This is a genomic window from Chitinophaga sp. (genome assembly GCF_036569125.1).
Classification (GTDB): Bacteria; Bacteroidota; Bacteroidia; order Chitinophagales; family Chitinophagaceae; genus Chitinophaga.
The window spans coordinates 1-10,975 of sequence record NZ_DATCRF010000022.1 but is presented as its reverse complement, the minus strand read 5'-3'; the positions used below and the strand labels follow the sequence as shown (position 1 = coordinate 10,975).

Sequence of the window (10,975 nt, the reverse complement as noted above, 5' to 3'; positions counted from 1 at the left end):
CCGCCGTTAATGAATTTAAGGCCTTTGGATCTTATATTGCCATCGGGATAGTATTCTTTATTCACTTCAAAATAGCTATCGGGCGATGTTTCTTTTTTTGTATAGCCATTCACGTTATTACCTGAAATGGTAATGATGGCGCCATCATCCCCGGTTGTTGTGAGGTCGTAGCTGGTGGCTGCTACCATGTTGCCGTCTGCTTTGGCAACGCCGCCTTCGCTTTTGCTGCCCTTTGCCTGTAATTCTGCTATATCCAGTTTTTCGAATTTATCGTCGATAGAGTTTTTTGTTGTTTGCATATCATTGTTTTTTGCAGCTGTTTGCTGGGACGTTTGATGGGTTTGCGACTGGCAGGCAGTTGCACCGTAAATAAAGAAAGTTGCTATTAAAATTGGTTTCAGCAGCATATGTATGGTTTTATACTTTATCCCCATGTGCATTGGCAATTTTCCACTGCCAGTACCACAGGGTGTACCGGGTGATATTATTCCAGTGGGAATAATCCATCAGGTTATCTGTTTTTTTGGATTCGTAGGTGAATAATGCATTCGGGTCGGCTTCCGCATTGGTAAAGGTATGCGGCAGCTTTAACGAGTGCAGGAATTCATGCGCGGGTGTGGAGCTGATGGCGCTTTTGAACAGCACTGCCTTATCGCCCATTGAATAACCGTTTAGCCGTATCAGGCTGCCGGAGCTCATAACGCCGCCATTGCCACCCAGGTAAAAGGCTTTAAAATACGAATCGTATTTGGCGCCTACACCCGGTATTTTTTTCAATGCAGTGGTCATATAGTTTGCGATGTCGGTTACAGCGGGTTTGCTATCATCAGAAGAAACAATATCCGCGCCACTTACATAGTTGGTATTAAATACGGTATCCTTGCTGAGGTCCAGCTTCATGGTTTCCACGTGGGGATCAATATAGGCCTGGTTCAGCGACTGGCGGAACAGGGCTTCCTGTCCGCTGGCGCTGCCTGCACCGGGGCCGCCGGTTACTTCCACCAGCAGGATCTTTTTCTTTTTACGTTTGGTGGCATCATTGGCCCAAACCATCAGCTTACCGGCAACGGCGGTTTTTTCCTTACCATCCGGGCCTTTGGTAACGGCCAGCACCTTTATGGTCTGATCGGTATTAAACTCTTTGGTGCACTCTATGGTAACAAAATCGGCCAGCTTATGTTTTCCCTTTGTTTTAGGCGTGATCTCTTTTGGCGTGATGGTGAAATTGGGATGATCTGCAAACTTCAGGTGTTCCGGCTCTTCCTCAATTTCTATTTCCAGGCTTAATACGGCCTTGTTCTTTTTTATTTTGTTCGGATACAAGCTTAACCAGGCTACAAAGTAATCGTCCGGCACATCTTTGCCGGCTTTATCCTTATGTGTTTTCCAGGGAATGCTGTGTACATGGTATTTGGCTTTGAGCCTGCCATACATGGCATCATCCTTTTTCTGGTAGGGCGTATCTGAGTTAATATCGCGGTTTATGTTGGTAAAGGCGGCGTCCAGGTAATATTTACCCATAGCGGTTTCATAAAGGATATCGCCTGGTTTGCCGGTATCGGTGTTGCGCATCCAGTCAAAGCCATAATCCTCGCCCTGCCAGCTTTTCTTGGGCCGGAAGTTCACGATGCATTTGGCGTCTATCACCGGTTTTACAGCTTCATAGGCATCGGCCTTGTTGCTGTGTTTATTCCCTTCCGCGCCTTTCAGGTGCAGGGTGCCTTTACTGTTGGCGGTGATCTTCTCATCACTGTGCAGCATAAGCTGCTGGGCGCCGGCAGCAAACAGCTGCGGTGATTCTATCTTTATTTCATTGCCGGAGTTAATGAGCGTTTTGGTGGATTGCAGGTGCATGAACGCGGCTGCCAGCTGCTGCAGGAAGGGAGCGGTCATAAGCAGCTGCTGCCCTGCATTCAGGAGGAACTGCTGCCCCGTGTTCATTTCGGTATTCAGCCCTACGTTCAGCTCCATATGCTGCGCCACATTAATGTTCATGTTACGGGCCTGGAAGGTCATGGTTTCCGGGGCGGTTACCGTAATGTTCCTGCCGGCAGTATCCAGGAAAATTTCATTTCCTCCGGGATCGCGGATGATCAGGTGAGTGCCTTCGCCGGCATCATTAAACTCTACGGTATGGCCGCTGCGGGTGCGGATGGCTTTTACGTTATTGCGGCTATCGCCCATATCTGCGCTGGCGGCGCCGTTATAGGTAGTGCCCAGCACAATGGGGGCCTCGGGGTTGCCGCCTTCAAAATCCACCCAAACCTCTTCCCCTACTTCGGGTACAAAATAAAAACCCTTTTTGCCGCCGCCATGCGGCGCTACTACGCGCAGCCAGGGCGTGGAGCCCTGATCCTGCCAGCGGAAAGCCACTTTTACACGTCCTAAGCCGCGGGGATCATTATTGTCGGTGACGATGGCGCTTTGCGGCTCGCACAAAGGATGCAGGTCCACGTTCACTTCCGGCATAGCTACATCCGCAGGTATGCCTTCAAAGGTGTTCTGGTATTCGCCGTTGCTGGAGCAGGTATGTGAAAGGCGGGTTACTACAAACTCGCCATGGTCGGTAGTATCCGGGAACTGCTCGCCTATGCTTACAATATCCCCGATCTTAAGGGCGGTATGCCGGCTGGTACCGTTAACGGTAACCATACGGGCCAGGCGGCCTTTATGCTGAATGGCGGTTTGCTTATCCACCTGCTGCCGGGCATTGCTGGTAAAAGGCTGGTTCATTTTATACAGCGAAGTTTTGCGGTACAGCTTGCGGCTGATATCATGCGCGTGCTTCGAGTAGTTATTGATGCCAGCATCCGGCTGGGTAGTGGTGCTATTGCGGGAAACAGCATCCTGGCGGTAGTCAAAGCCGTTCAGCTGTATATTATTCGGCAATACATTTAATGCCAGGTCAAAATCAATAAGGTCTGTGAGATGGGTGAGCGCAGTTTTCTGCGGCTGGTAACGTCCGAACACGATCTGCTGCCCGTCATAAAAGAACCATTCGCCATGCCTTTGAGCCAGGCGGCGTATAAACCCGTAAGAGGTTTCCTTATACTGTACGGTGTACTTTAAGGGATCTTTTTCCTCCGGGTTCACACTGGCTTTATTGAAATAAGGCTCCGCCAGTTTAAGCGTTGACGTTATAATGTCTGCCAGCGGCTGGGGGCCAAAGGCGGTGATGTGCGGATCATTTTCCAGCAGCACGGTGGGGCTGCTGCCTTTTATTACACAAAATCCGTGGGTGCCATCGCGTTCCTTACCGGCATGCACACTGGTAATGATGCCGTTAAAGATCACCGGCTTATGCTGGCTGGTGAGGGATACGGAGCTAATGGAAATGCTGATCTCTTTCCCGAGGAACTCTTTGCCTGCTGTGAAAAGGTCTTTACCAATGCTGCTGAACCAGTCGTAGCTGATGAGCAATTCAACCTGGTGATGATCATTAATAAACTGATCTATCTTCAGTGATTTGAAGGTGGCAAACACATGATCTCCGATCGTTACTGAGGTTACGGTGTGTAAGGACATGAAACAAATATGGTTTTAAATTGCAGCCTTTCATGACTCATATGAAAGGGGGGTATTGGGTTAAGGCTACAAGATAAAATTTTTTGAGCAGAAAGCAAAAAGCGTAAAGCTTAAAGCCGAAAGCATAAAGCCAATGCAGCGAATATCTACCCAGGCTTTCAGCTTTATGCTTTTAGCTTTCAGCTTTCAGCTCTGAGCTTTATGCTTTGCGCTCTAAACGTAAGGTCCCAAATAAGCTTGAACCAGATAATGGAGCAGAACACGGCTTTTACCGCATACGGCTCTACCCAGGTGCGGGCTACTTTATAGGGTGTTATAAGATCTGTGGAAGAAAAGGAGGTGAATACCAGCGCCAGTAACAGCAACACGAGGTTACTGCGTGTGGGCGCCTGCGTATAATACCAGATGCCAATGCCTGCCATGGCAATAACGTAGGTGGGAGATTCGCCTTTATGGTTAAAGATCACTACCCAGATGAGTATAGAAGCCAGCATATGCAGGCGGTACACGGGCTGCGACCAGCTGCCCACACGCAGTAACGGTAAGCAGAAAAGCAGCGCGCCTATAAGCACAAACCATTGTTTGTTCATGTTAAAGCCAAACCAGGTATGCCACCAGCCATACAGGGATACTCCTACAGAAGCGCCATGGTCGTGGCTAAGCAGCGTACCCCAGCTTTTGTACAGGAACAGCAGCTGATTGGGGGAAACAACCAGCAGGGGCATAATACCTATTACAATGATCCAGCAAATGGTGGCCAGCGCCGACTTCCAGCGGGAGGGGTACAGCAGGCATAAGGCCAGGCCCACAATGCCAAAGATCTTGATATAAAAAGTGATCACGATGAACAGCGTGGCCCACCAGGGTTTATCATTTTCCAGGAAGTACCAGGCCAGCACCAGCAAACCGGTAATAAGCGCATTCACCTGCGAGCTGGTAAAGGAGATCATGGTTTCTATTAAGATCAGCAGCAGGAAAATGTTCAGGTTCTTTTGGCTGAAAGGCAGCTTGCGTACGGCTATGATCAGCACCACTGCATTGGCCACGTTAAATAAGATGAGCCCAGGCAGATCCGGCAGCCAGGCAAAAACACCCATGCACAGCGCAAAGGAGGGGCTGTATTTATACAGGTCATAATACTCCGGCTGATAGAGCGTATAGAGGTCCTGGTTGTGAATGAGGTGAAAGAAGGAATGTTTAAAAATAACAAAGTTGTTATAGCGGGTATGCAGCGCCATATCCTGTGACTGGCCCCAGGATACACAGGCAATAACCGCGGCCAGCGCCATAAAGAACAGGAAGATATATTTCGTAGGCCAGCGGCCTATGTTATCTCCAATGCGGGTAAAGAACTGTGACACCGGTGAGGACGACTGTGTAGCTGTGGTCATAGGAACAGAATAAACTTTTGCCCGCAATGATACCTATTTGTTGCCTATTTTTGAGCATTCAGGATCTTCAATTTATAATTTATTCATTCAGCAGCTACCATCCGTTCCTCTTTCAGCCGGCAGGCCTGGAAGCGCCTGCAGCGCAACAGGGGCGCTATGGCAGGATCAGGCATTATTGTGCTGGCCATTTTCATCAGCATAACCGCATACTTTTTAGCGCCGGACCCTACGCCGTATGCCAACCATATGGTGCTGGAAATAAGCGGGCAGCGCCCGGGTTTCAAAATTGCCATGCTGGCTATGCAAAAAGAGCGGCCGCCGGCCAGGGCAGGCTTTTTCAGGCGGCTGCTATACGGGCAGGAGAGCGCCCTTACCTATGTGCCTATACGTAGCTGGCAGTTTGCAGGGAATGATATAGTGGTGCAGCGGTATGTGGATGAAGAAACGTCTATGCCTGAACGTTACTCCCTGGCCAAAGTATGGTACGGGCAGCAGCAGCCCTCAGGGCAGCCAATAGCTACGCTGCAGCAGCAAATAGCAAAACAACGTATTATTACCAATACTTACTGGCTGGGCACCGACCGGTTTGGGCGGGATATTTTAAGCCGCCTGCTGGTGGGTACGCGTGTAAGCCTGGGTGTGGGGTGTATAGCGGTATTAATATCACTGAGCCTGGGCGTGCTGCTGGGCGCTATGGCGGGCTATTTCCGTGGTTGGGTAGATGATGCGGTGATGTGGCTTATAAACGTGATCTGGTCGGTACCCACCCTGTTGCTGGTATTTGCTATTACCCTGGCTTTGGGTAAAGGTTTCTGGCAGGTGTTCATAGCGGTAGGCCTAACCATGTGGGTAGGTGTGGCGCGTATTATACGCGGGCAGGTAATGAGCCTGCGGGAGCTGCAGTTTGTAGAGGCCGCGCGGGCATTGGGCTTTGGGCACCTGCGCATTATTATAAAGCACATTTTACCCAATATTATGGGCCCGGTGATGGTGGTGGCAGCCAGCAACTTTGCCTCGGCCATTGTGGTGGAGGCCGGCCTGAGCTTCCTGGGCGTGGGGGTACAGCCTCCGCAGCCTTCATGGGGCCTGATGATCAAGGAGAACTACAATTTTATTATAACCCATAATCCTTTGCTGGCCCTGGCCCCCGGTGTGGCTATTATGCTGATGGTGCTGGCATTTAACCTGTTAGGGAATGGTTTAAGGGATGCGATGGATGTAAGGGGGTGAGAATGTTTGTTTGGTATTATAAAATAATATAATTTTATGCAAACCTTCAATTGAACCCGCTATGCCTTTCAAATCATATCTTATAGCCGCTTTAGCATTGTTAATGCTCACCTTTACTGCCTGCAGTAAAAAGAAAAAAGCCCCCGGCGAAGATCCCGGTCCACAGGAAGAAGTGCTGAAAGCTACGCTGGATGGCGTTGCGGAAGGTAATTACACGGCTTCCCCCGGCGCTACCTATTCCTTTACGGTGAACATTAGCTCCAAGCTGCCCACCAAAGGCGTAAGCATTACGGTAAATGCAGTTACAGACCCCGGCGGAGAGGTGATCCCGCAGGATGCCATTCCTTCCCCGGTTACTGCTGCCACCACCACTATTAACCTGAAAGGCCTGGAGCCGATCCGCACGGTGAAGGTGACCATTACTATTACCTCCCTGGATAATCCGAATAATATTGTGAAGAAGGAGTTCTGGATCACGAATAAAACGGATTGATTTTAATGTGCTAATGTGCCGATATGCTAATGTGCTGGTATACTTTAAGGTCCTGACAGGTTGTTAAATTTGTCAGGGCTTTTGCTTTATAGCAATTATCAGGTATAACAAACACCGGCACATTAGCATATTAGCACATTAACCCATTCCCAATCTGCACATCTCCACATTTCCCATTAATTTTGCGCCCATGATCATTGGAGTAAGCGCAATGGGGGTGAGCCAGGATACACCTGCCGATACGGGGAACATGCATACAGAGCTGCTGTTCCGCATGTGCCGGCAGCACCCGGAACATACTTTCCTCTTCTTTTTTGACCGGCCCGTATCGCCGGATTTCCTCTTCCCTGCAAATGTTACACCCATTATAGTACCGCTGAAAGGCCCGGCTGTATGGCGGCGCCAGTGGTGGCTGCAATGGCAGCTTCCCCGGGCGCTTAAAAAGCACCGGGTGGATCTGTTCCTGGGTATGGATGGTATGCTGTCCCTGCGTAGTAAGATCCCGGCGGTGCTGTTCCTGAAAGATCTTTCCTTTTTACAGCCGGTGGCCGGCGTGCCGCAGCAATGGCAGCGGTTCTTTAAAAAAGAAGCCGTAAAATATATAGCCAGCGCTAAAAAAATAGTTTTGCCGGGCGCTCACCTGGAGCAGCCTTTATTGCAATATGCCCCGGCTGCAGCGGGTAAGGTGCAGGCGATACCTGCCGGCATTCATGAAAGCTATCAGCCCCTGGACTGGGAGCAGCGGGAGGTAGTTAAAAAACTGTATACCGGCGGCACGGAGTTTTTTTTAGTGACCGGCCCCCTGGACCCGCGTAACAATATTATGCCCCTGCTGAAAGCATTTTCGGCCTTGAAACGCCGGCAGCGCTCCAATATGAAGCTGGTGCTGGCAGGTAAGGTAACCGTAGCCGGGCAGGAGATAGCTAACAGCCTGCAAACCTATAAGTTCCGCCAGGATGTGGTGCTGCTGCCTGACCTGGACCAGCCTTCCCTGGCCAGTTTAACGGCCGCCGCCTATGCCATGGTGTATACCACCCGGCTGGAGGGCGCTGCCCTGCCGGTATATGCCGCCCTGCGCTGCCAGGTGCCGGTAATAGCCATTGATGGACCGGCTGCCCGCGAAGCCGGCAAAGACGCCCTGCTATACGCAGATCCCGAAAACCTGGCCGACCTGGCAGAGAAACTAAGCCTGCTATATAAAGATGAAGTACAGCGCAGCCGCCAGCTGCAGCAAATGGCAGAACTGCCGCTGCCCGGAAGCTGGGAAAAAAGCGCGGAAGCGCTTTTTAATGTGCTGATGTGCAAATATGCAGATGTGCAAATGGATCAAAGCGAATAAGAAGGAGCCACCATCTACACATCTGCATATTTGCACATCTGCACATCTGCACATTATCCCCTATTTTTGCCCTCTGAAAAAAGCTAAAAGCACATCTATAATATGACTAAAACATCTACCATCCAGATACAGGTAGCGCTGGATGAGAATAAAGTACCGGAAAAAATAGAATGGACCGCCTCCGATACCACCGCCGACCGTATGAATAAAGCTAAAGCCATGATGGTGGCTTTTTGGGATGCTGCGGAAGCTACTGCCCTGCGCATTGACCTGTGGACCAAAGACATGATGATGGATGAAATGGCAGATTTCTTTTTCCAGACCATGATGACCATGGCCGATACCTGGGATCGCGCCACCCCGCATAAAGACCAGTCAGAAGACCTGCGCAACTTTGCCAAAGACTTTCTGAAGAAGTTTGATGATAAGCTGAAGGAAGGGGAGAAGGGGTAGTCGTTGCGGACTAGGTCCGCGGCCCATGGACCATAGCCTTTAGCGTGAGGATGGGTAGTACATGGGAATGCCGTAAAGCAGTACATTGATATAGCAGGTTGTGCCATTTTAGCAGTAAACAGCTATTAGTCATTATTTGCACAACAATTGCTATTGTAATAGGCCATGGACTATGGACCATCGACCATGGACTTTAATCCACCATGGACTTAAAAACACAAGTATGTCATTAGAACTCAATATAAACTCCGCCATTAAAGCCGCTATGCTGGCTAAAAGTGAAGCTGAGCTGCGTGCCTTACGCGCTATTAAGGCCGCTATCCTGTTAGCCAAAACCGCTGAAGGCGGTAACGGCGAGCTAACGGAAGCCGATGAAAGTAAAATGCTGCAAAAGCTGGCCAAACAAAGAAAAGATTCTCTGGAGATCTTCCGGCAGCAGAACCGGGAAGACCTGGCTGTAAAAGAAGAAGAGGAGCTGGCCGTTATAGAGCGCTTTTTACCCAAACAGCTGGATGAGAGTGCGTTGCGCGAAGCGGTGATCCGTATTATTGCGGAAACCGGCGCCACCTCACCGGCAGATATGGGAAAGGTAATGGGCACCGCCACCAAACAGCTGGCAGGTCAGACGGACGGCAAAGCTATTTCCGCCCTTGTAAAGGAATTACTAAGTAAATAAGTTAGCTTTAGCTGTTAGTCTTTACCGGTTAGCGAAACAGATCGCTAACCGGTAAATTTATGGCGCCAACAGCTTATAAAATTCTATGTTAATCGATATCCTTTTCGCCATTCTGATGGTGATCGCTATCTATAAAGGCTACTCGCGGGGGTTAATTGTAGCGGTATTTTCTTTTGTAGCGATCATAGTAGGATTGGCAGCTGCCCTGAAGCTCACCACCGTTACCGCATTATATGCCCAGCAGCACTGGAATGTGCATTGGCGCTGGCTGCCTGTACTTTGTTTCATTGGCCTGTTTCTTGGAGTTATTTTGCTGGTGCGCCTGGGCGCTACGGCCCTGCAAAAGCTGGTGGAGCTGGCCTTGCTGGGATGGGTGAACCGCCTGGGAGGCATTTTACTGTATATTCTTATCTTTACTATCAATTACAGTATCCTGTTGTGGATAGCCAACCAGTTGTATTGGCTAAGCCCGGAAACCAAACTGCAATCTGCAGTATACCCTTATATTTCACCCGTTGGCCCGGCTGTAATAGACAGCATGGGTAAAATAATACCGGTTTTTAAAGATATGTTCGCTGGATTGCAGTCTTTTTTTGACAACGCAGCCAAAGAAATGAGAGCTATCTAACTCGCTTCAAAGATTATTTGAATTAATAAAAAGAATTATTTTAGCGCAAAATTGACTTTCAAGCTTTGGCAATGGATTACGAAATCAAAACACAGGGGAAGTTTAATTACATTGAGGAAGGAGAAGGTGAACCACTGGTATTGCTGCACGGATTGTTTGGGGCGTTGAGTAATTTCAGAGACCTGCTGGACCATTTCAAGCTGTCTAACAAAGTTGTGATCCCTATGTTGCCTTTGTTTGACCTGAATATCCTTGAAACCACGGTAAGCGGACTGGCTAAATTTGTACACAAATTCATTGAAGCGCGGGGCTATCAGAATGTACACCTGCTGGGTAACTCCCTGGGCGGACATGTAGCTTTGGTATATTTATTAAAACATCCTGAAGCGCCCGTAAGCTCGCTTACGCTTACCGGCAGCTCCGGCCTGTTTGAGAACGGTATGGGGGAAACCTATCCCAAGCGGGGTGATTATGAGTATATCCGTAAAAAAACGGAGCTTACCTTTTATGATCCGGCGATGGCCACCAAAGAGCTGGTGGATGAGGTATTTGAAATTGTAGGCAACCGGTTAAAAGTGATCAAAATTATTGCCCTGGCTAAATCGGCCATCCGGCATAACCTGGGGGAAGAGCTGAGTGATCTTAAGATACCGACTTTGCTGGTGTGGGGACAAAATGATACTATTACGCCACCGATGGTTGGTGAAGAATTTCACAAACTGATCCCGAATTCAGAATTACATTTCATTGATAAGTGCGGTCATGCGCCCATGATGGAAGTACCGGGCGAGTTTAACATGATCTTACATGCGTTCCTGGATAAACTGAAAAAGTAAAAACAACTATCCGGTCTTCATCAGCTATCCTGTAACATTGCTTATCCGTCATCTGTAATCAACCGTTCGTAATTTTATTCTGCCTCTGCAAACTCCACGCTGTGATTAAACGTATCTTTATAGTGCTGTACCGCACCTAACGGTAAGGTATATTGGTGAAACTTGGAATATTCTTTGTTATATTGATCATACGTTAAATCTTATTAATCATGCTGGCGAGAGATCTCATATCAACGGTTCCGGTGCTGCATCCAATGGATTCAGGATCCAGGGCGTTGCGCCTCATGAATGAATATCATTTGACACAGCTGCCGCTGGTGCTGGAAAACAAATACCTGGCGATGGTGGAGGAAGATGATATCCTGGATCTGGAAGATCCTGAGACGCTGCTGGAGAACATGGAA

The 10,975-nt window shown here is 49.0% G+C and carries 11 protein-coding genes; 8 read left to right on the top strand and 3 right to left on the bottom strand.

The window, feature by feature from the left end; translation table 11 throughout:
- The 3 genes from VIM87_RS00770 to VIM87_RS00760 form a co-directional block, all read right to left on the bottom strand.
- Positions 1-299, bottom strand: a 299-nt coding sequence (locus tag VIM87_RS00770; RefSeq protein ID WP_331995119.1) for a hypothetical protein, incomplete at its 3' end; no start/stop codon positions are given.
- Positions 300-417: 118 nt separating this feature from the next.
- Complete coding sequence (locus tag VIM87_RS00765; RefSeq protein ID WP_331995118.1) at positions 418-3,525, bottom strand: type VI secretion system Vgr family protein; 3,108 nt, start codon at positions 3,523-3,525, stop codon at positions 418-420.
- A 179-nt stretch (positions 3,526-3,704) separates the two neighbouring features.
- Entirely contained in the window at positions 3,705-4,916 is a 1,212-nt protein-coding gene (locus tag VIM87_RS00760) for a glycosyltransferase family 87 protein (protein WP_331995117.1), read from the bottom strand.
- 81 nt (positions 4,917-4,997) lie between these two features.
- Here VIM87_RS00760 and VIM87_RS00755 point away from each other — a divergent pair, with 81 nt between their 5' ends.
- The 8 genes from VIM87_RS00755 to VIM87_RS00720 all read left to right on the top strand — a co-directional run.
- A complete protein-coding gene (locus VIM87_RS00755) occupies positions 4,998-6,146 on the top strand; it encodes an ABC transporter permease (RefSeq protein ID WP_331995120.1) in 1,149 nt (382 codons plus the stop codon).
- A gap of 61 nt (positions 6,147-6,207) precedes the next feature.
- Positions 6,208-6,639 (top strand): hypothetical protein, encoded by a 432-nt coding sequence (locus VIM87_RS00750; RefSeq protein WP_331995116.1) that lies wholly within the window; start codon positions 6,208-6,210, stop codon positions 6,637-6,639.
- 190 nt (positions 6,640-6,829) lie between these two features.
- Positions 6,830-7,978 carry a glycosyltransferase gene (locus VIM87_RS00745; protein WP_331995115.1) on the top strand — a complete coding sequence of 383 codons (1,149 nt, stop codon included), beginning with the start codon at positions 6,830-6,832 and terminating at the stop codon, positions 7,976-7,978.
- 102 nt (positions 7,979-8,080) lie between these two features.
- Positions 8,081-8,431: a gliding motility protein GldC gene (gene gldC, locus VIM87_RS00740; protein ID WP_331995114.1), complete on the top strand. Its 351-nt coding sequence runs from the start codon at positions 8,081-8,083 to the stop codon at positions 8,429-8,431.
- A 223-nt stretch (positions 8,432-8,654) separates the two neighbouring features.
- Positions 8,655-9,107 (top strand): GatB/YqeY domain-containing protein, encoded by a 453-nt coding sequence (locus VIM87_RS00735; protein WP_331995113.1) that lies wholly within the window; start codon positions 8,655-8,657, stop codon positions 9,105-9,107.
- An 85-nt stretch (positions 9,108-9,192) separates the two neighbouring features.
- Positions 9,193-9,735: a CvpA family protein gene (locus VIM87_RS00730; protein ID WP_331995112.1), complete on the top strand. Its 543-nt coding sequence runs from the start codon at positions 9,193-9,195 to the stop codon at positions 9,733-9,735.
- Positions 9,736-9,806: 71 nt separating this feature from the next.
- The gene (locus VIM87_RS00725; protein ID WP_331995111.1) at positions 9,807-10,571 is read left to right on the top strand and encodes an alpha/beta fold hydrolase; all 765 of its coding nucleotides are present in this window, start codon (positions 9,807-9,809) and stop codon (positions 10,569-10,571) included.
- A gap of 209 nt (positions 10,572-10,780) precedes the next feature.
- Positions 10,781-10,975, top strand: a 195-nt coding sequence (locus VIM87_RS00720) for a CBS domain-containing protein (RefSeq protein ID WP_331995110.1), incomplete at its 3' end; no start/stop codon positions are given.

Coding starts and splice junctions, on each gene's coding strand:
- VIM87_RS00725 (WP_331995111.1), top strand. CDS start 9,807: ATGGATTACGAAATCAAAACACAGGGGAAGTTTAATTACATTGAGGAA.
- VIM87_RS00730 (WP_331995112.1), top strand. CDS start 9,193: ATGTTAATCGATATCCTTTTCGCCATTCTGATGGTGATCGCTATCTAT.
- VIM87_RS00760 (WP_331995117.1), bottom strand. CDS start 4,916: ATGACCACAGCTACACAGTCGTCCTCACCGGTGTCACAGTTCTTTACC.
- VIM87_RS00765 (WP_331995118.1), bottom strand. CDS start 3,525: ATGTCCTTACACACCGTAACCTCAGTAACGATCGGAGATCATGTGTTT.
- gldC (WP_331995114.1), top strand. CDS start 8,081: ATGACTAAAACATCTACCATCCAGATACAGGTAGCGCTGGATGAGAAT.
- VIM87_RS00745 (WP_331995115.1), top strand. CDS start 6,830: ATGATCATTGGAGTAAGCGCAATGGGGGTGAGCCAGGATACACCTGCC.
- VIM87_RS00750 (WP_331995116.1), top strand. CDS start 6,208: ATGCCTTTCAAATCATATCTTATAGCCGCTTTAGCATTGTTAATGCTC.
- VIM87_RS00735 (WP_331995113.1), top strand. CDS start 8,655: ATGTCATTAGAACTCAATATAAACTCCGCCATTAAAGCCGCTATGCTG.